At 63.6% G+C, this 20,929-nt stretch carries 18 protein-coding genes (1 of these 18 cut by a window edge); 12 read left to right on the top strand and 6 right to left on the bottom strand.

Annotated features, from left to right (window positions below):
• Positions 1-171: 171 nt before the first annotated feature.
• Positions 172-633 carry an endo alpha-1,4 polygalactosaminidase gene (locus F3H98_RS06570; protein ID WP_149759338.1) on the top strand — a complete coding sequence of 154 codons (462 nt, stop codon included), beginning with the start codon at positions 172-174 and terminating at the stop codon, positions 631-633.
• A complete protein-coding gene (locus tag F3H98_RS06565; RefSeq protein ID WP_149759337.1) occupies positions 620-1,021 on the top strand; it encodes an endo alpha-1,4 polygalactosaminidase in 402 nt (133 codons plus the stop codon). Before F3H98_RS06570 ends, F3H98_RS06565 begins: the two co-directional genes overlap by 14 nt.
• A gap of 44 nt (positions 1,022-1,065) precedes the next feature.
• On the opposite strand, the gene F3H98_RS06560 is transcribed toward F3H98_RS06565, so the two are convergent.
• Positions 1,066-1,368: a hypothetical protein gene (locus F3H98_RS06560; protein WP_149759336.1), complete on the bottom strand. Its 303-nt coding sequence runs from the start codon at positions 1,366-1,368 to the stop codon at positions 1,066-1,068.
• Positions 1,369-1,542: 174 nt separating this feature from the next.
• The gene (locus tag F3H98_RS06555; RefSeq protein ID WP_149759335.1) at positions 1,543-1,890 is read right to left on the bottom strand and encodes an ArsR/SmtB family transcription factor; all 348 of its coding nucleotides are present in this window, start codon (positions 1,888-1,890) and stop codon (positions 1,543-1,545) included.
• Between the two features lie 198 nt (positions 1,891-2,088).
• Here F3H98_RS06555 and F3H98_RS06550 point away from each other — a divergent pair, with 198 nt between their 5' ends.
• A complete protein-coding gene (locus tag F3H98_RS06550) occupies positions 2,089-3,015 on the top strand; it encodes an ABC transporter ATP-binding protein (protein WP_149759334.1) in 927 nt (308 codons plus the stop codon).
• Positions 3,012-3,773: an ABC transporter permease gene (locus F3H98_RS06545; protein ID WP_149759333.1), complete on the top strand. Its 762-nt coding sequence runs from the start codon at positions 3,012-3,014 to the stop codon at positions 3,771-3,773. The genes F3H98_RS06550 and F3H98_RS06545 overlap by 4 nt, the downstream gene beginning before the upstream one ends.
• Positions 3,774-3,810: 37 nt before the next feature.
• On the opposite strand, the gene F3H98_RS06540 is transcribed toward F3H98_RS06545, so the two are convergent.
• The 3 genes from F3H98_RS06540 to F3H98_RS06530 form a co-directional block, all read right to left on the bottom strand.
• Positions 3,811-5,676: an adenylate/guanylate cyclase domain-containing protein gene (locus F3H98_RS06540; RefSeq protein ID WP_149759332.1), complete on the bottom strand. Its 1,866-nt coding sequence runs from the start codon at positions 5,674-5,676 to the stop codon at positions 3,811-3,813.
• A gap of 123 nt (positions 5,677-5,799) precedes the next feature.
• Entirely contained in the window at positions 5,800-6,195 is a 396-nt protein-coding gene (locus F3H98_RS06535; RefSeq protein ID WP_149759331.1) for a type II toxin-antitoxin system VapC family toxin, read from the bottom strand.
• On the bottom strand, positions 6,195-6,440 hold the full coding sequence (locus tag F3H98_RS06530) for a type II toxin-antitoxin system VapB family antitoxin (protein WP_149759330.1): 246 nt from the start codon (positions 6,438-6,440) through the stop codon (positions 6,195-6,197). The genes F3H98_RS06535 and F3H98_RS06530 overlap by 1 nt, the downstream gene beginning before the upstream one ends.
• A 365-nt stretch (positions 6,441-6,805) precedes the next feature.
• Between F3H98_RS06530 and F3H98_RS06525 the strand changes: the two genes are divergently transcribed.
• The 8 genes from F3H98_RS06525 to F3H98_RS06490 all read left to right on the top strand — a co-directional run bounded on the left by F3H98_RS06525 (position 6,806) and on the right by F3H98_RS06490 (position 19,620).
• Positions 6,806-8,059 carry an aspartate kinase gene (locus tag F3H98_RS06525; protein WP_149759329.1) on the top strand — a complete coding sequence of 418 codons (1,254 nt, stop codon included), beginning with the start codon at positions 6,806-6,808 and terminating at the stop codon, positions 8,057-8,059.
• Between the two features lie 75 nt (positions 8,060-8,134).
• On the top strand, positions 8,135-10,405 hold the full coding sequence (ptsP, locus tag F3H98_RS06520) for a phosphoenolpyruvate--protein phosphotransferase (RefSeq protein ID WP_149759328.1): 2,271 nt from the start codon (positions 8,135-8,137) through the stop codon (positions 10,403-10,405).
• A gap of 7 nt (positions 10,406-10,412) precedes the next feature.
• Positions 10,413-11,492 carry a peptide chain release factor 1 gene (gene prfA / locus F3H98_RS06515; protein ID WP_149759327.1) on the top strand — a complete coding sequence of 360 codons (1,080 nt, stop codon included), beginning with the start codon at positions 10,413-10,415 and terminating at the stop codon, positions 11,490-11,492.
• Positions 11,485-12,354 carry a peptide chain release factor N(5)-glutamine methyltransferase gene (prmC, locus tag F3H98_RS06510; RefSeq protein ID WP_149759326.1) on the top strand — a complete coding sequence of 290 codons (870 nt, stop codon included), beginning with the start codon at positions 11,485-11,487 and terminating at the stop codon, positions 12,352-12,354. Before prfA ends, prmC begins: the two co-directional genes overlap by 8 nt.
• A 304-nt stretch (positions 12,355-12,658) precedes the next feature.
• A complete protein-coding gene (locus F3H98_RS06505) occupies positions 12,659-13,552 on the top strand; it encodes a DUF4167 domain-containing protein (protein WP_149759325.1) in 894 nt (297 codons plus the stop codon).
• A 222-nt stretch (positions 13,553-13,774) separates the two neighbouring features.
• Positions 13,775-16,381, top strand: a complete 2,607-nt coding sequence (gene clpB, locus F3H98_RS06500; protein ID WP_149759324.1) for an ATP-dependent chaperone ClpB — start codon at positions 13,775-13,777, stop codon at positions 16,379-16,381.
• Between the two features lie 176 nt (positions 16,382-16,557).
• A complete protein-coding gene (locus F3H98_RS06495; protein WP_149759673.1) occupies positions 16,558-16,923 on the top strand; it encodes an MmcQ/YjbR family DNA-binding protein in 366 nt (121 codons plus the stop codon).
• A gap of 1,221 nt (positions 16,924-18,144) precedes the next feature.
• Entirely contained in the window at positions 18,145-19,620 is a 1,476-nt protein-coding gene (locus tag F3H98_RS06490; RefSeq protein WP_149759323.1) for a L,D-transpeptidase, read from the top strand.
• 67 nt (positions 19,621-19,687) lie between these two features.
• Here F3H98_RS06490 and F3H98_RS06485 read toward each other — a convergent pair whose 3' ends face one another.
• Positions 19,688-20,929, bottom strand: the 3' portion of a protein-coding gene (locus tag F3H98_RS06485) for a M23 family metallopeptidase (RefSeq protein WP_149759322.1). Its footprint extends 714 nt past the window's final position; 1,242 of the gene's 1,956 nt are visible here — the last part of the coding sequence; its start codon lies beyond the right edge, outside the window; it ends in the stop codon at positions 19,688-19,690.

Genomic DNA, 20,929 nt, shown 5'->3' with positions numbered 1-20,929 from the left:
TGTCGGTCTCCCTTCGGAGGACAGGAAGTCGGGTCCCGGGAGCCGAAAGTCAAGGCACGATTTTCCGCGTCGCGAGCCGAGGCCCTGCTGCCGGCCCGCGCCATCCGGCTGCTTGCAAGGCCAGCAAGTCCATGATGAGATTGGATTGTCCATTTACGGGGTGCCGCTCGAATGTCCGCGCTTTCGCGACGGCTTTTTCCTTCGCCATGTCCGTTTTTCGGCGTGGCGACAGCGGCAATCGTCATGCTGTCAGGCGATTATGCCAGCGGCTCGGCTGCGCAGGCGGCCGGCATCGTCTTCCTGCCGCCGAACGGTGGTTATGATTCACAGCTCGGCGGCGACTACCCACCGCCGGCTGGCGTCAAGACGGTCAGCCGCGACCGCCAGTCGCCCGCGGCGCCCGGCGTCTATTCGATCTGCTATTTCAACGGTTTTCAGACCCAGGCCGAGGAAACGGCCATGTGGAAAGAAAAACACCCCGATCTCCTGCTGCGCGGCCAGGACGGCAAACCGGTCGAGGACGGGAACTGGCCGGGCGAATTCCTCCTCGACACGTCTACCGCGGCAAAACGGCAAGCCATTTTCAGCGTGATCGCTCCGTGGATCAGGAAATGCGCGGATGATGGGCTTTAGCGCCATCGAGCCTGACAATCTGGACACCTGGTCGAGGTCGTCTGGCCTGCTTAGCATGAACGACAATCTGGCGCTGGCCAGGCTGATGTCGGACTTCGCTCACGAACTCGGACTTGCGGTCGGGCAGAAGAACAACCCCGAAATCGGCGAGGCCGGCAGGTCGCTGGCGGGTTTCGATTTCGCCGTCGCCGAGGAATGCGAGGCCTACGACGAGTGCGACGCTTACACATCGATCTACAATCAGGTCCTGGAGATCGAGTATCCCGACAATGATCCGGAAGCGTTCACGCGGGCCTGTTCGAAGCGTGGCGGCAAGATTCCGATCGTCCTGCGCGACCGCGAACTGACGACGCCGGAAGACAAGGCCTATCGCTTCGAGATGTGCTGAAGCAGTGGTGGACTACAAACAGCGCGAAATCGCGCCTCGACAGGCTATCTGGAGCGTGAGCCGTTGCTCATGCAGCGCTGGACGTAGCAGTTGCCTGTGTCGGCAGCGGCCACGCTCGCCGGTTGCAACGTCTGGCCGATGCCGCAGTAACGCCCGTCCCTCACATAGGTGGCGGAGCTGGAGAAACTGGGGTTGCGTTTCGAACGCTGGCTGATGACCGCGACGCCATTCCTGTCCAGCGCGGCGCGGATCTGGGCGCAGCTCATGCCCGACGCATCGATGCGCGTTTGTGCCTGGGCGGTGACCGCACCCAGACAAAGCAGTGCCGCGATCGCGATCTTTTTCATGCCGGCCTTCCTCGAACTTGCAACGATGTATGAGCTTAGCCCGCATTCACGAGCGAAGCACCGACGGGCGACGGCAATCACGCGGTTTTGACCGTGGGGCTTCGTTTCAGGTTGAGCGCTTTGCATCAAGCCGGAAGCCCGGGCTGCCCTGCTGCCGCAAACTTCTCGAGGTGCTCAAATGTCAGGTCGATCGGCTGCGGCATCCATCCTCTCTGCCAGCGCATCCAGCCAGTCGAGCTTTTCGTCCCAGAACACTGACAACGTCTCGGCCCAGTCGGTCACGGTTCGCAGCGACGCGGGCTGCAGCCGGTAGAGACGGTGCCGTCCGGCCACGCGGCGGCTGACCAGCCCGGCCCGCCACAGGACCTGGAGATGCAGCGACACTGCCGCCATCGTCATGCCGGCCCCGTGGGTCAGGTCGGCGACCGAGTGTTCGCCGACCACCAGCCTTTCGAGCAGCCGCCGCCGGGTCGGGTCGGCGATTGCCGCAAAGACGTCGCCTTTGGCGGGGGCCTTGCCCATCTTGCTCTCATTTAAGTGTATGCTTGAATGATAATCCGGGCGAGCCGACCGGGCAAGCGCCATCGCTGGCGCAATAAAATTCTCGACCGCGCGGGCAGCCCGGTGTGGTATTGCGTGGGTGGCAGCCCATATAGAAATCCGGTCCGGCCGTATTTCGACCGATCTCAGCCCCAATTCCCGCCAGCGACGGCAGTCTTCATGCAGCCCATCATTTCGGTCAAAGACCTCTGCAAGACCTATTCATCCGGTTTCGAAGCGCTGAAAAGCATCAATCTCGATGTCCGCAAGGGCGAGATCTTCGCGCTGCTCGGCCCCAATGGCGCCGGCAAGACGACGCTGATCGGCACCATATGCGGCATCGTCAACCCGACCAGCGGCAAGATCACGGTCGCCGGGCACGATATCAAGGCAGACTATCGCGCCGCCCGCTCGATGATCGGGCTGGTGCCGCAGGAACTCACCACCAACGCGTTCGAGACGGTGTGGGGCGACGTTTCGTTCAGCCGCGGGCTGTTCGGCAGGAAGGCCAATCCCGCGCTGATCGAGAGGATCCTGCGCGACCTGTCGCTGTGGGACAAGAAGGACGCTAAGATCATCACGCTCTCGGGCGGCATGAAGCGCCGGCACATGATCGCCAAGGCGCTCTCGCACGAGCCGGAAATTCTTTTCCTGGACGAACCCACCGCCGGCGTCGACGTGGAACTCAGGCGCGATATGTGGAACCTCGTGCGCACCATGCGCGAGACCGGCGTTACCATCATCCTCACCACCCACTACATCGAGGAGGCCGAGGAGATGGCCGACCGCATCGGCGTCATCAACAAGGGCGAGCTGATCCTGGTCGAGGAAAAGGCCGAGCTGATGCGCAACCTCGGCAAGAAGCAGCTCACCTTGCATCTGCAGGCGCCCCTGCAGGAGGTCCCGGCAGCGCTGCGCGACTATCAGCTCGAGCTTGCCGGCGACGGCAACGACCTCGTCTTCACCTATGACAGCCGTGGCGAGCGGACCGGAATCACCGCCCTGCTCGCCGATCTCGGCGATGCCGGCATCCGCTTCAAGGACCTCCAGACCAGCCAGAGTTCGCTGGAAGAAATCTTCGTCAATCTGGTGAGGGACCGCACATGAACTGGCGCGCCGTCAAAGCCATCTACATCTTCGAGATGACGCGTACCTTCCGCACCCTGCTGCAGAGCATCGTGTCGCCGGTGATCTCCACCTCGCTCTATTTCGTCGTGTTCGGCACCGCCATCGGCTCGCGCATCAACGCCATCGACGGCGTCGACTACGGCGCCTTCATCGTGCCGGGCCTGATCATGCTCACGTTGTTGACGCAGAGCATCGCCAACGCATCGTTCGGCATCTATTTCCCGAAATTCTCAGGCACCATCTACGAGGTGCTTTCGGCGCCGGTTTCCTATCTTGAGGTGGTGCTTTCCTATGTCGGGGCGGCGGCGACCAAGTCGATCATGATCGGCCTGATCATCCTGGCCACAGCCAGTATGTTCGTGTCGCTGCGCATCGACCATCCGGTGTTCATGCTTCTGTTCCTGGTGCTGACGGCGGTTACCTTCAGCCTGTTCGGCTTCATCATCGGCATCTGGGCCGACGGCTTCGAAAAACTGCAGCTCATCCCGCTGCTGGTGGTGACGCCGCTCACCTTCCTCGGCGGTTCCTTCTATTCGATCGACATGTTGCCGCCGTTCTGGCAGACGGTTTCGCTGTTCAACCCGGTCGTCTATCTGGTCAGCGGGTTCCGCTGGAGCTTCTTCTCCACCGCGGATGTCGGCGTTGGCGTCAGCCTGGCCATGACGCTGGCGTTTCTCACTGCGTGCTTGGCTATCGTTGCCTGGATATTCCGCACCGGTTACCGGCTGAAGACCTGAGGAACGGAGCAGGGCGGCTCGACTGAGGCCCTCTGCTCTATGCGTTGCGTTCGACGAGGAGCTTGAAGCGCGGGTGTTCGCGCAGGCTGTCGAAATCGGTGTCGTTCATCAGCCAGTTCTTCGTCACCTTGTTGACGCGCCGGCTCCAAGGCTCCAGCAACGCGAGAGCCTTCTCCTCTTCGCCCAACAGCGCGTAGACGCAGGCGACGTTGTAGTGCGTCAGCGGGTCGTCCGGCGCGATGGTCAGGGCGCGCGCCGCCCAGTCGAGCGCCTGCGACCGCTCTCCAAGTGCCGCAAATGTCGAGGCGCCGAGCGACGCCGCCAGCGGAATGTCGGGATGGGCGTCGAGCGCCCGTTCGGCGCGCCCGATGCCCTCATAGGCGGCTTCCCGGAACTCCGGCATCCTGCCGAGGTCCCGCAGCATCACCGCCATCAGCATCTTGGTGCGATAGTCGTCCGGAGCAAGCTCCGACGCCCGGCTGTACATCCTGACCGCGCCTTCCGGATCGCCCCCGTCGCGGCAGGCATAGGCATAGAGGTAGAAGACTTCGAACAGGTTGGGATCGAGCCCGATCGCTTTCTCGAATTCGGCCCGCGCCTCGGCGTTGCGGCCCGAAAGATGCAGCGCCATGGCGTGCGAGGCATGTGCCTCGGCAAGCGTCGGGTCCAGCCGCAGCGCGGTCGTGCTCGCCGTCAGGATCGCGTCGACGCTGGCGCTTTCGTGGTGATTGGTGAACAGGAACCAGGCGCAGTCCGCCAGGCCCGAATAGGCCCGCGCGTAGAGAGGGTCGAGCTCCACCGCCTTGCGGAAAAGCCGCTGGGCGAGCAGCGCGTGCTGGGTCGAGTGCAGATGATAGAAATGCCGCCCCTGCAGGTAGTAGTTGTAGGCATCCATGTTCTGCGTCGGCGCTGCCTCGATCGCCTGTTTTTCGGCCGGCAGCAGCCTCACCTTCAGCTGCTCGACGATGGCGTGGGTGATCTCGTCCTGCAGCGCGAAGATGTCGGTCAGGTCGCGGTCGTAGCGGTCGGCCCACAGGTGGGTTCCCTCCCGGCCGTCGACCAGCTGGGCGTTGATGCGCACGCGCTGGCCGGCCTTGCGCACACTGCCTTCCAGGATCGTCGCCACGTCGAAGCGCCGGCTCACTTCCTGCACGTCGACTGATCTGCCCTTGTAGGTGAAGACCGAATTGCGGGCGATGACCGAAAGGCCCGAGACCTTGGAAAGGTCGGTGATGAGGTCCTCGGTCATCCCGTCGGCGAAATAATCCTGCTCGGGGTCGCCGCTCATATTGCTGAACGGAAGCACGGCAATCGACGGCTTAGCCTTGGTAGAGCCATTCACAAACGTTTCGGCCGATGCCGCACGCGGCTCCGGCGCGAGGCCGACGCGATACACCCGAACCGGACGCTCTATGTTCTTCAGGGCCTGTTCGCCGATATCGTCGAAGGGCAATTCGAGCCGATTGCCGATGTGTTCGCGCACCGAAGCAGACACGCATATTTCACCCGGCCCGGCGATGCCCTCGAGCCGCGCGGCGACGTTGACGCCGTCGCCGAAAAGATCGCCTTCCTCGACCACGACATCGCCGAGATTGACGCCGATGCGGAAATCGATGCGCCGGCTCTTCGGAACATCGGCGTTGCGCGCCTTCATGCCGCGCTGGATTTCCGCGGCGCAGGCCACCGCGTTGACCACGCTCGGGAATTCGACAAGCATGCCGTCGCCGGTGAGCTTGACGATCCGGCCTTCATGTTCGGCGATCTTGCGGTCTACCAGCTGGCTGCGGTGTTCCTTCAGTGCGACAAGCGTTCCCTGCTCGTCCGCTCCCATCAGGCGGCTGTAGCCGACCACGTCCGCGGCCAGAATGGCGGCGAGCCGGCGTTGCACGCGTTGTTCAGCCATCTGGTCGGCTTCTTTCTGACCTTGCGACGCCGCAACCTTAGAGCATGATCCCGAAAAGTGGGAACCGGTTTTCGGAAAAGATCATGCTCCGCGCCGCATCCCTCCAGGGTGGCAGGAACACGGTCAGGCGGCTTCGATGTCGGTTTGCGGAAAATCGCCGCCCTTGAACATAAGCGGCTTTCCGAAATGGCGGGCGCAGGCATAGGCGAAACAGTCGCCAAAGTTCAGCCTGGCCGGGTGGCGCCCTTTGCCGTAGCGAGCAAATGCGTCGAGCGCTATTCCCGCCGTTTCAGGCGGTACGGAAACCGTCTCGATCTCCATCAATGTCAGGTACCGCTGGACGCTGCCGGCCACCTCGTCGATTTCCAGATCGAGTATCCGGGCAATCGCGATAACAGCTTCCCATATTGCCAGCGGCGAGGTCATGCGGGTGGGAGCCCCCTGCATGCGGGACAGGAGTTCGCGGGCATCGTTCTCGTCGGTGAGAAGCGCCGTCAGGGCTGAGGCGTCGATAAACATCAGCGGTCCTCGTAAAGGCTGTCCCGAAAGGCCTTGTCCGCGGGTTTGCCTCGTTCCGGCCTGCCCCTGGCGCGCAGGTCGCGGCAGAACTGGACGCCGGTTTCCACCAGTGACGGCTTGCCCTGTTCGCGCTCCAGTTCGTGGCTGAGCGCGATGTGGATGGCCTCGGTAAGTCCTGTCTTTTTCAGCCGGGCGACTTTTCGGGCAAGCGCGTCGGTTTCGCGGTTCTTGATGTGAAACGCCATGATGCGCTCCTCTATACGCGTTCGTGTATCCTTATATAGGCAATGGGATACACTTGGGAAGCGCGGTCTCAGGTTTCGGAGAAAAGGCTGCCGGTCAGATTCCAGCAATTGGGATTGGCCGAGCGCCAACCGAGCAGATTTGCCGTCACGAAACGGCAGGCCTGTGGCAATTTCAACGGGATTCATGAAATCCATCATCAACCCTTAGGATTGCAGCCCTATCTTGCGCCAACCGGCTGATGCTCTTCTTGCGCAAATTTGCCGAGTTGGCTATGGAAACCGCGCATTCGCGCCCTGGCCATCCCGGGGCGCTTTCGTTTCAGGTTCCGGTCCCCGCCGGCGCATTCAGAAGGCTTTACAGGTTCATGGCGCGCATCGTGATGAAATTCGGCGGAACTTCGGTCGCCGACATCAGCCGCATCCGCAACGTCGCGCGCCACGTCAAACGCGAGGTCGACGCCGGACACGAGGTCGCGGTCGTTGTCTCCGCGATGGCCGGCAAGACCAACGAACTGGTCGGCTGGACGCGCGAAGCATCGCCTATGCACGATGCGCGCGAATACGACGCCGTCGTCGCCTCGGGCGAGCAGGTCACCGCCGGCCTGCTGGCCATCGCGCTGCAAAACATGGGCGTGCATGCACGCTCCTGGCAAGGCTGGCAGATCCCGATCAAGACCGACAACGCCCATGGCGCGGCGCGCATCGTCGACATCGACGGTTCGTTCCTGATCAAGCGTTTCGGCGAGGAGCAGGTGGCCGTCATTGCCGGTTTCCAGGGCATCGGGCCGGACAACCGCATCGCCACGCTCGGTCGTGGCGGCTCCGACACGTCAGCGGTGGCGATCGCCGCAGCCGTCAGGGCCGACCGTTGCGACATCTATACCGACGTCGACGGTGTTTACACGACCGACCCGCGCATCGAGCCGAAAGCCCGGCGCCTTGCAAAAATCTCTTTCGAGGAAATGCTGGAAATGGCCTCGCTCGGCGCCAAGGTGCTGCAGGTCCGTTCGGTCGAACTTGCCATGGTGCACAAGGTACGCACTTTTGTGCGATCCTCCTTCGACGACCCCGATGCTCCGGGCATGGGGAATTTCGACAACCCGCCCGGAACGCTCATTTGCGACGAGGATGAAATCGTGGAACAGCAGGTCGTTACCGGAATTGCATACGCCAAGGACGAAGCCCAGGTCTCGCTGCGGCGCGTCGCCGACCGGCCGGGCGTGGCGGCAGGCATCTTCGGTCCGCTCGCCGAAGCCAACATCAATGTCGACATGATCGTCCAGAACATCTCCGAGGACGGCAAGTTCACCGACATGACCTTCACGGTGCCGTCCGGCGACATCGACAAGGCGCTGGCCGTGCTGGGCAAGGTCAAGGAAACGATCGGTTTCGACGTCGTGCAATCGGAAGCCGGCATGTCCAAGGTTTCGGTGATCGGCATCGGCATGCGCAGCCATGCCGGCGTCGCGGCGACGGCTTTCAGGGCGCTGTCGGAAAAGTCGATCAATATCCGCGCCATCACCACGTCGGAGATCAAGATTTCCATCCTGATCGACGGTCCCTATACGGAACTTGCAGTTCGCACTTTGCATTCCGTGTACGGTCTGGATAAGCAGTAGACAGACGAGATTCCAGTCGCGGCATGACCGGCACTTCGAGGAGGAAGGCGCCGGCCAAAGCTGTTGGAGAGCCCGATGCGTGATATGGCCGCCGGACCGCGCGTGCTTCTGAGACGGCTCCGCGAGCTCATGGCAGAGCCGCTGGAGCCGCAGGAGCGGCTTGACCGCATCGTCCGCGAAATCGCCCAGAACATGGTCGCCGAGGTCTGCTCGCTCTATGTGCTGCGCGCCGATTCGGTGCTCGAACTCTATGCCACCGAAGGTCTGAACCCGGGCGCCGTCCACCTGGCGCAGTTGCGGCTGGGGCAGGGCCTTGTCGGCACCATCGCGGCCAGCGCACGGGCGCTGAACCTTTCCGACGCGCAGAAGCATCCGGCCTTCGCATATCTGCCGGAAACGGGCGAAGAGATCTACAATTCGTTCCTCGGCGTGCCGGTCCTGAGAGCAGGGCGCACGCTCGGCGTTCTCGTGGTGCAGAACCGTACCAAGCGGCATTACCGCGACGACGAACTCGAAGCGCTCGAAACCACCGCCATGGTGATTGCCGAGATGATCGCCACCGGCGACCTGGCGCGGCTCACCCGCCCCGGCCTCGAACTCGACCTGCGCCGGCCGGCGAGTTTTGCCGGGCTTTCCTTCAACGAAGGCGTCGGGCTCGGGCATGTCGTGCTGCACGAACCGCGCATTGTCGTCACCAATCTTTTCAACGAGGACAGCGACGAGGAAACGCGGCGGCTGGAGCAGGCGCTGGGTTCGCTCAGGCTGTCGATCGACGACATGCTGGAGCGCCGCGATGTCGCCTTCGAAGGCGAGCACCGGGCGGTGCTTGAAGCCTACCGCATGTTCGCCAACGATCGCGGCTGGGTGCGGCGGCTGGAAGAAGCGGTGCGCAACGGCCTGACGGCCGAAGCGGCGGTGGAAAAGGTGCAGAGCGACATGCGGGCCCGCATGCTGCACATGACCGACCCCTATCTGCGCGAGCGCATGAGCGATTTCGACGACCTCGCCAACCGCCTCCTGCGGCAGTTGATGGGTCATGGCCCGGAAGTGCTGGCCGCCACCTTGCCGCGCGACGCCATCATCGTCGCCCGCTCGATGGGGGCTGCCGAATTGCTCGACTATCCGCGCGACCGCTTGCGCGGGCTGGTGCTGGAGGACGGCGCGGTCACCAGCCACGTCGTCATCGTGGCGCGCGCCATGGGCATCCCGGTCGCCGGACAGGTCAAGGGCGCGGTGTCGATGGCCGAAAATGGCGACGCCGTCATTGTCGACGGCGACGAGGGCCGCATCCATCTGCGCCCGCAGCCAGACGTCGAGGCCGCCTATGCCGAAAAGGTGCGCTTCCGCGCCAGGCGGCAGGAACTTTACCGTGAATTGCGCAAGAAGCCGTCGTCGACCAAGGACGGCATGCATGTCGACTTGCTAATGAATGCGGGTCTGGCCGTCGACCTGCCGCAACTTGCCGAATCGGGTGCCGCGGGTATCGGCCTGTTCCGCACCGAACTGCAGTTCATGGTCGCGGCTACGTTCCCGCGCGCCGAAGCGCAGGAGCGGCTTTACCGCGACGTGCTCGATGCGGCGCGCGACAAGCCGGTGACCTTCCGCACCATCGATATCGGTGGCGACAAGGTGCTGCCCTACTTCAAGAGCGTCGCGCACGAGGAAAACCCGGCGCTCGGCTGGCGCGCCATCCGGCTCACCCTCGACCGACCGGCACTGCTCCGGACCCAGGTGCGCGCGCTGCTCAAGGCGGCAGGCGGCCGCGAGCTGCGCATCATGCTGCCGATGGTCACCGAGATCGGCGAGATCATGCAGGCGCGCGAGGTCATCGACCGCGAGGTCCGCCACCTGTCGCGTTTCGCCCATGACCTGCCGACGCTTTTGAAGCTCGGCGCGATGATCGAGGTGCCGTCGCTTTTGTGGCAGCTCGACGAACTGATGCGCACGGTCGATTTCGTCTCGGTCGGCTCCAACGATCTGTTCCAGTTCGTGATGGCGACCGATCGCGGCAACACGCAGCTTTCCGAGCGCTTCGACCCGCTTTCGGTGCCGTTCCTCAGGGTGCTCAAGCAGATCGCCGATGCCGGCCACCGCGTCGGCACGCCGGTCACCTTGTGCGGCGAGCTGGCCGGGCGTCCGATCTCGGCGATGGCGCTGATCGGGCTTGGCTATCGCTCAATCTCGATGTCGCCCGCGGCCATTGGCCCGGTCAAGGCCATGCTCACCGAATTGCCGCTTGAAACGCTTGCCGCGCATCTCGAAGCCGCGCTGGAGCATCCGAATGCGGCGAAGAATATGCGGGCCGACCTGCTGGCCTTTGCCGAACAACACAACATTCCGCTCTGACACCCAGATGATCAGTTTGCCCCGCGACCGCATGGACCAGGTAGTGAAGCGTTTCGACATGCTCGAAGCGCTGATGTCGGCCGGGCCGGAGCCGGAAGCTTATGTTAAGATGGCTTCCGAATATTCCGAGATCCAGGAGATGGCGGGCAAGATCCGGACGCTGCGCGCCGCCGAGCAGGAGCTTGCCGATCTCGAGGCGATGCTGGCCGACAAGACCACCGATGCCGAGATGCGCGCGCTGGCGGAAGCCGACCTGCCGGCGGTTGAGGAACGCATCGAGGCGCTGCAGCAGGAAATCCAGATACTGCTTCTGCCGCGGGATGCCGCCGACCACAAGAACGCCATCCTCGAAATCCGCGCCGGCACCGGTGGCGACGAGGCCGCATTGTTTGCCGGCGATCTCTTCCGCATGTACGAGCGTTACGCCGCCGAACAGGGCTGGCGTTTCGAAGTGGTGTCGGCGAGCGACGGCGATGCCGGCGGCTTCAAGGAAATCATCGCCACCATTTCGGGTAAGGGCGTCTTCGCCAAGCTCAAGTTTGAATCCGGCGTGCACCGTGTCCAGCGCGTCCCGGCGACCGAAGCGCAAGGGCGCATCCATACTTCCGCAGCGACTGTGGCTGTGCTGCCGGAGGCCGAGGAGGTCGACATCGATATCCGCCCCGAAGATATCCGCATCGACACGATGCGCGCGTCGGGTTCGGGCGGCCAGCACGTCAACACCACCGATTCGGCCGTTCGCATCACCCACCTGCCGACCGGCGTCATGGTGGTGCAGGCGGAGAAGTCGCAGCACCAGAACCGGGCGCGGGCCATGCAGATCCTGCGCGCGCGCCTGTTCGACATGGAGCGTTCGAAAGCCGACCAGGAACGCTCCGAATCGCGCCGCTCGCAGGTCGGCTCTGGCGACCGTTCCGAACGCATTCGCACCTACAATTTTCCGCAGGGTCGCGTCACCGACCACCGCATCAACCTGACGCTCTACAAGCTCGACCGCGTCATGCTCGGCGAGCTTGACGAGGTCATCAATGCGCTGCTGGCCGACCACCAGTCGAAGCTGCTCGCCGATCTCGGCGCGAATGGCTGAGGCGGCAGGACGTACGCTGGCCCAGGCGCTCCGCGAGGCCCGCGCACGCCTGACCGTGCCCTACATCGACGATCCTGCGCTCGAAGCCCGAATGATCGTCGAACATTTCTCCGGCACCAGCCGCGCTGATGCGATTTCGACGCCGGACCGCTTGATCGACACCACTACACTGGCCGCCATCGATGCTGCGCTTCAACGCCGCCTGGCGCGCGAACCGGTGCATCGCATCTTCGGCTTCCGCGAGTTTCACGGGCTCAGGTTGTCGCTGTCGGCCGAGACGCTGGAGCCGCGTCCCGACACCGAAACCCTGGTCGATCTGGTGCTGCCTTTCGCGCGCGAAACCGCGGCCAGGCTCGGCGCCTGCCGCATCCTCGACCTTGGCACGGGCACCGGCGCGATCGCACTGGCGCTGCTCAAGGAAGTGCCGCTGGCGGTCGCCGTCGGGGTCGACATTTCGGACGACGCGCTGGCCACAGCCGCCCGCAACGCCGCCGACAGCGGGCTGGCGCAGCGGTTCTCCGCGCTCAAATCCGACTGGTTTGCCGCGACGGAAGGTCGCTATCATTTAATTGTCTCAAATCCACCCTATATATCGTCCAAAGAGCTTGAGACCTTGCAGCCGGAAGTTCGTCAATTCGATCCGGTCCGTGCGCTTGATGGCGGCGAAGACGGTCTCGATGCCTACCGCATCATTGCCGCAGGAGCAGATGCCTGTCTCGAAAAGGGCGCCAGGATCGCCGTCGAGATCGGATATACCCAGAAGACCGAAGTAGAAGATGTCTTTCGCCAAGCCGGCTACACGATGATCGCCGCGGCTAAGGACCTTGCGGGAAGCGACCGCGCCCTTGTGTTCCAACGGTAAGACGCTTTTCCACCGGCAGAAAAAACGCTTGGCAACCGTTTGGAATATGGATAGGGTCGGATAACCGGATGAGACGAAGCAGGCAGTACTGTTATCGATTCGGTTCCCGTAGAAACAAGCTGCCTTCTTGCGTAAACGACGCCTTTGCTTCGCGCGGGGATCGTCCGGCAAGTAAATGAACCGGATACAGGATGGCACGTGGCGCCAGCGCAGGAGATGCGGGCGAACACCGGCAGGATAAACGGAACGGCTGGCACCTGATGTGCGCCGTCCGCGAACGATTTTTCAACGCAAAGAGAAAAGAATGAGGCCACAACAGCAGAACCGGCGCATGCGGGGTCGTAACAATAACAACAACAATAACAACAATAACAACAACAACCGCAAAGGCCCAAACCCACTGACCCGCAACTACGAGAGCAACGGGCCGGATGTCAAAATCCGCGGCTCGGCTCAGCAGATCGCGGAGAAGTATACGACGCTGGCGCGTGATGCGCAGAGTTCCGGCGACCGCGTCATGGCGGAAAACTATCTGCAGCACGCCGAACACTACAATCGCATCATCGCTGCCGCCCAGGCGCAGATGCCGATCCAGAACACCCAGCAGAACCGCGATGATTTCGACGACGACGGCGATGACGCCCGCGACGAATTCGAGAACGCCGGCAACGGCAACGCCACTGCCGAAGCGCCCGCGCCTGCCCCCACCCACGGCTCCGGTCCGCAACCGGTCATCGAGGGTACGCCGGCCGAGGTGGCGCTGAATGCCGAAGGCGGCCGCAACGCCAACGGAGGCGGCCGCCATCGCGACCGCCGTCCCAATGGCGGCTACGGCCAGAACGGTCAGCGCGGCGATCACGGTCAGCGCGACCACAGCCGACGCGACCATGGCCAGCGCGCGGAGCAGAGCGAGCAGGCGGCGCAGCAGGGCGAGCAGAACCATGGCGGCGATGCGCCCGTGGAAAATGCAGCCCCGGCCGAGCAGCCGGCAGCCGTACAGTTCGAGGACTTTTCGCCGGCCGGCCTTGCCGCCCGCGCGCAACTCAACGACGCGGTCGAGGCCGAGCCCACGGACAATGCAGCCGAGAGCGAGGCAGCACCCCGCCGCGCTAGGCGTCCACGCCGTCCGCGTGTCGCCGAAGGCGCCGAGACTGCCCAGTCGGCGGAGGCCGGAAGCGGCGAGCCGGTCGAAAGCTGATCCAGCCTGACATCGCAAGATTGCAAAACGGCGGGGAGAAATCCCCGCCGTTTTTTGTTTTGGCCGACTTGCAATATTGTGGCCGGCGCGATGGCGGAACGTCTTGAGGATTTCGCGTCAGTTCCCATATCTGCCTCAACAGGACCTGGCTTCCAGCGGGTCCGTCACCGCAAGCCGATCCGGTGCCGCAAAGCGGGCCGGTGACGAGAAGGAGACAGATATATGAATCTCGAGAAATACTCCGAGCGCGTCCGGGGTTTTATCCAGTCCGCGCAGACTATGGCGCTTTCGCGCAACCATCAGCAGTTTACCCCCGAACACATTCTCAAAGTTCTTGTCGACGACGACGAGGGCCTCGCCGCGTCGCTGATCGAGCGCGCTGGCGGCCGTGTGCGCGACGTCAAGCTCGGCGTCGAGGCGGCGCTCGATGCGCTGCCCAAGGTCGAGGGCGGCAACGGCCAGCTCTTTTTGGCGCAGCCGCTGGCCAAGGTGTTCTCCACAGCTGAGGACCTCTCCAAGAAGGCCGGCGATTCCTTCGTCACGGTCGAGCGGCTGCTGACCGCGCTGGCCGTCGAGAAGTCTGCCAAGACAGCCGATATCCTCGCCAAGGCGGGCGTCACCGCGCAGGCCCTGAACCAGGCCATCAATGATGTCCGCAAGGGACGCACCGCCGATTCGGCTTCCGCCGAACAGGGGTATGATGCGCTGAAGAAATACGCGCGCGATCTCACCGCGGATGCCCGCGCCGGCAAGCTCGATCCGGTCATCGGTCGCGACGACGAGATTCGCCGCACCATCCAGGTGCTCTCCCGCCGCACCAAGAACAATCCCGTGCTGATCGGCGAACCCGGCGTCGGCAAGACTGCGATCGCCGAAGGCCTGGCGCTGCGCATCGTCAATGGCGACGTGCCCGAGTCCCTCAAGGACAAACAGCTGATGGCGCTCGACATGGGCGCGCTGATTGCCGGCGCCAAATACCGCGGCGAGTTCGAGGAGCGGCTGAAAGCCGTGCTGTCGGAAGTCACTGCGGCCAATGGCAACATCATCCTGTTCATCGACGAGATGCACACGCTGGTCGGCGCCGGCAAGGCGGACGGCGCGATGGATGCGTCCAACCTTCTGAAGCCGGCACTTGCGCGCGGCGAGCTGCACTGCGTCGGCGCCACCACGCTCGACGAATACCGCAAGCATGTCGAGAAGGACGCAGCCCTTGCCCGCCGCTTCCAGCCGGTCTTCGTCTCGGAGCCGACGGTGGAGGACACCATCTCGATCCTGCGCGGCCTGAAGGAGAAATACGAGCAGCACCACAAGGTGCGCATCTCGGACTCTGCGCTGGTCGCGGCCGCCACGCTGTCCAACCGCTACATCACCGACCGCTTCCTGCCCGACAAGGCAATCGACCTCGTCGACGAGGCCGGCTCGCGGCTGCGCATGCAGATCGATTCCAAGCCGGAGGCGCTGGATGAGATCGACCGCCGCATCATGCAGCTCAAGATCGAGCGCGAGGCGTTGAAGCTGGAGAGGGACGACGCTTCGCGCGACCGGCTCGAACGGCTGGAGAAGGATCTCGCCGGTCTGGAGGAAGAATCGACCACGCTCACCAGCCAGTGGATGGCCGAAAAGGAAAAACTCGGCCTTGCCGCCGACCTCAAGGGGCAGCTCGAGGAAGCACGCAACGAACTGGCAATCGCCCAGCGCAAGGGCGAGTTCCAGAAGGCGGGCGAGCTCGCCTATGGCCGCATCCCAGAGCTCGAAAAGAAGCTCGCCGAGGCCGAGGCGCTTGAAGGCCGCGGCACCATGGTCGAGGAGACCGTGACACCCGACCACGTCGCTCATGTGGTTTCCCGCTGGACCGGCATTCCGGTCGACAAGATGCTGGAAGGCGAGCGCGACAAGCTGTTGCGCATGGAAGACGAGCTAGCCGTGCGCGTCGTCGGTCAGGGCGAGGCGGTGCAGGCCGTATCGAAGGCCGTCCGCCGCGCGCGCGCCGGTCTGCAGGATCCGAACCGGCCGATGGGCTCGTTCATGTTCCTCGGCCCCACCGGCGTCGGCAAGACCGAACTCACCAAGGCGCTGGCCGATTACCTGTTCGACGACGAGCACGCGATGGTTCGCATCGACATGTCCGAGTTCATGGAGAAGCACTCCGTGGCCCGGCTGATCGGCGCGCCTCCCGGCTATGTCGGCTACGAGGAAGGCGGTACGCTGACCGAAGCGGTTCGCCGCCGGCCCTACCAGGTGATCCTGTTCGACGAGATCGAAAAGGCGCATCCGGACGTCTTCAACGTGCTCCTGCAGGTGCTCGATGACGGCCGCTTGACCGACGGCCAGGGCCGCACGGTCGACTTCCGCAACACGCTGATCATCATGACCTCGAACCTCGGCGCCGAATATCTGGTCGGCCTGGGCGAGGGCGAGGATGTCGACAAGGTTCGCGACGAAGTCATGGGCGTGGTCAAGGCGTCGTTCCGCCCCGAGTTCCTGAACCGCGTCGACGAGGTGATCCTTTTCCATCGCCTGCGCCGCCAGGACATGGGCAAGATCGTCGAGATCCAGCTCAAGCGGCTGGAAAAGCTGCTCACTGATCGCAAGATCACGCTGTCGCTCGACAAGGACGCGATCGACTGGCTGGCCAACAAGGGTTACGACCCGGCCTATGGCGCGCGCCCGCTGAAGCGGGTGATCCAGAAGGAGTTGCAGGATCCGCTCGCCGAGCGCATCCTGATGGGGGAGATTCTCGATGGCTCCACCGTCAAGATCACCGCGGGCTCCGACCGGCTGAACTTCCGCTCGAAGCCGACTGTGGTGACCGAAGCAGATGCGGCTTGAGCCAAGTCTGGCGCGCTTGCCCTCCCCTTTGTGGGGAGGGCAAGCGAAGAATTTGCAGAGCAATTGATTGAGTCGGGTTGGAGTGTCTTGATGCCGACCGACGAATCGACCCTCACTCCGGATCGGCTGATCGGATCGGAGTTGGGGGTCGAATGAATATCCCTGACGACGGCAAGATGACCCGTGATGACTACAACCGCTTCTGCGCCTCGCTGCCGTCGACCACGCATGTCGTGCAATGGGGTGGCGCCGATGTCTGGAAGGTCGGCGGCAAGGTCTTTGCCATCGGCGGCTGGGACGACGGCGGGCGGCTTTTCGTCACCTTCAAATGTTCCGAGGTCGCCTTCGACATTTTGAAAGAGCAGCCGGGACTGCGTCCGGCGCCCTATCTCGCCTCGCGCGGCATGAAATGGATCCAGCGCCGGACCGGCGAATCGATGGATGACGCGGCGCTCAAGGATTATCTCCGCGAAAGCCACCGGCTGATTGCGGTCAAACTGCCGAAGAAAATCCGCAGCGAACTTGGGCTGAACCAGAGTTAGCCTCGTGTCACACCGCCGGGCTAAGTTTGAATAGTCCCCTCGTTGCTCATTTGGCGGACTCGGCTGTGCTTTGCGGCGCCCCCCTCTGGCCTGCCGGCTCCGGCCCTTCGCTATGGCTTCGGGCGTTCGTCGTTCGAAAAGCCAAATCGTTGGCTTTTCGTTGCCTTGGCAACCACTCCTCACCCCCACAGGTGGGGAGATCAGTCGCGTCGCCGACTTTGCCCAATCGCCAACGCCGGAGGTTGGACGTTGTAGCCGAAGCTGCCGATCTCCCCACCTGTTGGGGAGATGGCCGGCAGGCCAGAGGGGCGCGCGGGGGAACTCGTATTCTCCGGAAACCGGCTTCTCTTTCGCGCCTCCACCAGCCCCCACATTGTCAGCATCTGTCAGCAGTCTTCGTTTTTGTTTTATCCACACCCCTTTCGAGCTGCCGCATACTCATCGGCAGTTTCTCCTGCGGGAACGCCGATCATGACGGTGGTTTGCGGGGAGGAACCGGCGCTTCGGGCAAGCGGCTAACGTGGCCGTGGAGACGGGGGGCTGTCCCGGAGTCTCTACGATTTCCCGCGTTGACGGGAACCAGGCGCGGTATGTTCTGGCGCTGACACGTAGAAACCACCGGTGCATACCGGAAGGTCCGATGTTGGGAGATGGGATGGCCGAAAATCGCCGGCGGGGCGCTGGGAAGGCGCCAGATTACTTACTTACGAGGTGCTGACCCAGCGCCCCGCTTCCCGATTTTTTCCCAGCAATGGCCAGACTGCTTTGCAGGGCGTGGCAACGGAGATGCTTGCGATGATGAAAGGACCCCCTCTCCGTCTCGGCTTCGCCTCGACACCTCTCCCCCGCTTCGCAGGGGCGAGGAACCGCTGCCGCGACGCCAGCGCTTCTCCAGCTTGGGTTCCTCGCCCCCATGAAATGGGAGAGGTGGTTTGCGCAGCAAACCGGAGAGGGGGTCCGGCTTACCACCAACGCCACCCTGAGCTTGTCAAAGGGGAGTCGGAGAGAACCTTGCAACGGGATGCGGAAGCCGGCAAACCAGAGCAAAGCATATCAGGCAACTTTTCTGCTGCTGGACCGTTCAGATCGCAGAAGACAGAAGGAGTGTTTCCGCCGCGGAACGGCCATTTTCATGCCCGGTTCATGTTTGATGGTCCAGTTTCAAGTGGCGGTGTATATCGCGGTGGGCTGCGCCCCTTCCGCGCGGAGACTTTGGCAGACATGTTGCGCAAGATTCTCGTTGTTTCGGCCTTTTCGGCCGGCCTGGCTTCGGTCGGCGCGGTGGCGTCGGAGCGAACGCAAACCGGTTCCCGTGATTCGGCGCCGCGTGGGGAGGCCGGGCTGCAACTCGCCCAGGGCGGCGATGTCGAGGTCTATTACGACAGCCGTGGCCGCCGCGTCCTCGTCGATTCCTACACCGGCGAGATCATCGCCATCGAACCGCGCGAGGAGCGCCGCCGCCCGATGCGCCGCCCGCTGCGCGAGCAGGAGCGTTATTATCTCGACGATCCCGAGGACATGGCGCGACTGCGTCGCGACCGGCTCTATGAACTCGACCGCCAGGCCCCGCCGATCGACGATTATTCCGCCTATCCCGAGCAGTTTCCGGCGCCGCCGCGCCAGCCGGGATATCCCAGCGACAGCCTCCCCGCCGCACCGGACGACGGCTACGGCGAACCGTTGCCGCCGCAAACCGCAACGCGCGAGCCCATCACGCGCCAGCCGATCGAGCGCGCCCCGCTCGATCCGAGCCCGACCGATCCCGGCACCAGCGTGATCACCCCCGGTCAGCCGTCGGACATCATCGTCGACCCGAACCCACCGGCCACCATCGAACCACCGGTCACGTCGGCGGCGCGCATCGAGGTGGCGGAACTGCAGGTCCTGCTTGACCGCAAGGGCGCTTCGCCCGGTGTCATTGACGGGCATTTCGGCAGCAATGTCGACAAGGGCCTCGTCGCCTACCGCCAGTTGACGGGTCAGGTCCTGCGCTCGACCGACGCTGTCGGCATCAAGCAGGCGCTCGCCGAAAGCGGCGGGGACCCGTTCATCGACTACACGATCACCGCGCAGGATGCCGCCGGTCCGTTCGTCGCCGCCGTGCCCGCCGATTATGGCGAGAAGGCCAAGCTCGAGAGGCTGAGCTACACGTCGGTGAGCGAAATGCTCGCCGAGCGTTTCCACATGGACGAAAAGTACCTGAAGGCGCTCAATCCCGACGCCAATTTCGGCCGTCCGGGCACCATCATCCGCGTCGCCAATATCGGTTCTCCGGTCTCCGCGCAGGTCGCCCGCATCGTCGCCGACAAGAAACAGAAGCAGGTTCGCGCATACAGCGCCGAGGGCAAGCTCGTCGCCGCCTATCCCGCGACCATCGGTTCGGCGGATACGCCGTCGCCGACCGGCACCCATCTTGTGTCGCGCGTCGCGCTCAATCCCAACTACACCTACAATCCGAACCTCAATTTCAAGCAGGGCGAGAACAACAAGATCCTGACCATCCCGCCCGGTCCGAACGGCCCCGTCGGCTCGGTCTGGATTGCGCTGGACAAGCCGACCTACGGCATCCACGGAACGCCCGATCCGTCGAAGATCGGCAAGACCGAGAGCCATGGCTGCGTGCGCCTCACCAACTGGGACGCGCAGGAGCTCGCCAAGATCGTCAAGCAGGGCGTTTCCGTCGAGTTCACCGAATAGGTTTCGCGACGGCGCCCGCTATGGCGCGCCTGCACTCGTCGTGAATCGGGTTTTGAAAGAACAGGGATCAGCCGGCGAGTCTGGCCGCGGCTACCTTCAGCCCGTCCTTGTCTTCCTGCTTCAGAAGATCGTCGATGCGGTTGCGCTCGCGCTTGAAGGCCTCGAGGTCGCCACCCTTCAGCACGCGACCGACCGGCAGGCGCACGCGCATCGGGTCGACCTTGCGGCCGTTGACCAGCAGTTCGTAGTGGAGGTGGTCGCCGGTTGCCAGACCGGTCGAGCCGACATAGCCGATGACCTGGCCCTGGCGAACGCTGGCGCCCGGAACGACACCCTTGGCGATACCGCTCTGGTGGTTGTACGAGGTTTCGTAGCCGTTCGAATGCCGGATGATGGTCTGGCGGCCGTAGCCTCCGGCCCATCCGGCCTTTTCGACAGTGCCGTTGCCTGACGCGATGATCGGCGTGCCGCGCGGGGCTGCCCAGTCGACGCCGGTATGCATGCGCGTATAGCCCAGGATCGGGTGGCGGCGGCCGCCGAACCCCGAACGGAACTGGCCGTTCGGCACCGGATTGCGCAGCAGGAACTGCTTGGAACTGCGTCCGTCCTGGTCGAAATAATCGACGGCGCCGTCTTCCATCTGGAAGCGGTAGAAGGTGCGTGTGTTGCCGCTGAAAGTGGCCGACACATAAAGCAGTTCTGAATCCTCGGAAGCCTGGTCGTCGCTGTCAGGCTGCGAGAAAAACACTTCGATGCGATCCGAAGGATTGAGACGCGACTGGAAGTCCACGTCCGAAGCAAGCAGCTTGATCAGCTTGCCGGTCATCTCGCTCGACATGCCGTAGGAATAGGCGGCGCGATAAATGCCGTCATAGACCGTCGGCAGATTGCCGCGCACCACGACCGGCGGTGGCGAATCGTCGAAGGCGGTCATGATTTCCGGATTGGGCTCCGGTTCCGCCGCCGGCACGTATTGCTTGCGGTCGTCGAGCGCGATGGTGACGATGTGGCTGGTGCGGTCATAGACGCTGGTGCGCACCACCGTAGCCGCATCGCCACGCACTTCGAGGCCGACACGCAGCACGGTGCCGGCTTTCAGCGCCGAGGCGTTCAGCATCTTGCCGATCGCGTCCGCCATGCCTCTGGCGTCGTCGCCCTCATAGCCAGAACCTTGGAAAGCCTCGAAGATGTCGCGGCTTTCGGTGAACGGGATGATTTCTTCGGCATAAGCGACGGATGTCTCCTCGCTTGCCGTGCGCGGCGAGACGGAAACGTTTTCGGGAACGATCCGCACGCCATAGGACGCGGT

This window comes from Neomesorhizobium albiziae (assembly GCF_900114255.1).
Classification (GTDB): domain Bacteria; phylum Pseudomonadota; class Alphaproteobacteria; order Rhizobiales; family Rhizobiaceae; genus Neomesorhizobium; species Neomesorhizobium albiziae.
This window is presented reverse-complemented; position numbering and strand designations above follow the sequence as displayed.

Bases quoted from the DNA above. Each gene is read 5' to 3' on its own strand.
- F3H98_RS06495 (WP_149759673.1), top strand. From the start codon at position 16,558: ATGACCCGTGATGACTACAACCGCTTCTGCGCCTCGCTGCCGTCGACC.
- F3H98_RS06560 (WP_149759336.1), bottom strand. From the start codon at position 1,368: ATGAAAAAGATCGCGATCGCGGCACTGCTTTGTCTGGGTGCGGTCACC.
- prfA (WP_149759327.1), top strand. From the start codon at position 10,413: ATGATCAGTTTGCCCCGCGACCGCATGGACCAGGTAGTGAAGCGTTTC.
- prmC (WP_149759326.1), top strand. From the start codon at position 11,485: ATGGCTGAGGCGGCAGGACGTACGCTGGCCCAGGCGCTCCGCGAGGCC.
- F3H98_RS06525 (WP_149759329.1), top strand. From the start codon at position 6,806: ATGGCGCGCATCGTGATGAAATTCGGCGGAACTTCGGTCGCCGACATC.
- F3H98_RS06490 (WP_149759323.1), top strand. From the start codon at position 18,145: ATGTTGCGCAAGATTCTCGTTGTTTCGGCCTTTTCGGCCGGCCTGGCT.
- F3H98_RS06505 (WP_149759325.1), top strand. From the start codon at position 12,659: ATGAGGCCACAACAGCAGAACCGGCGCATGCGGGGTCGTAACAATAAC.
- F3H98_RS06535 (WP_149759331.1), bottom strand. From the start codon at position 6,195: ATGTTTATCGACGCCTCAGCCCTGACGGCGCTTCTCACCGACGAGAAC.
- F3H98_RS06570 (WP_149759338.1), top strand. From the start codon at position 172: ATGTCCGCGCTTTCGCGACGGCTTTTTCCTTCGCCATGTCCGTTTTTC.
- F3H98_RS06565 (WP_149759337.1), top strand. From the start codon at position 620: ATGATGGGCTTTAGCGCCATCGAGCCTGACAATCTGGACACCTGGTCG.
- F3H98_RS06530 (WP_149759330.1), bottom strand. From the start codon at position 6,440: ATGGCGTTTCACATCAAGAACCGCGAAACCGACGCGCTTGCCCGAAAA.
- F3H98_RS06540 (WP_149759332.1), bottom strand. From the start codon at position 5,676: ATGGCTGAACAACGCGTGCAACGCCGGCTCGCCGCCATTCTGGCCGCG.
- F3H98_RS06550 (WP_149759334.1), top strand. From the start codon at position 2,089: ATGCAGCCCATCATTTCGGTCAAAGACCTCTGCAAGACCTATTCATCC.
- clpB (WP_149759324.1), top strand. From the start codon at position 13,775: ATGAATCTCGAGAAATACTCCGAGCGCGTCCGGGGTTTTATCCAGTCC.
- ptsP (WP_149759328.1), top strand. From the start codon at position 8,135: ATGCGTGATATGGCCGCCGGACCGCGCGTGCTTCTGAGACGGCTCCGC.
- F3H98_RS06545 (WP_149759333.1), top strand. From the start codon at position 3,012: ATGAACTGGCGCGCCGTCAAAGCCATCTACATCTTCGAGATGACGCGT.
- F3H98_RS06555 (WP_149759335.1), bottom strand. From the start codon at position 1,890: ATGGGCAAGGCCCCCGCCAAAGGCGACGTCTTTGCGGCAATCGCCGAC.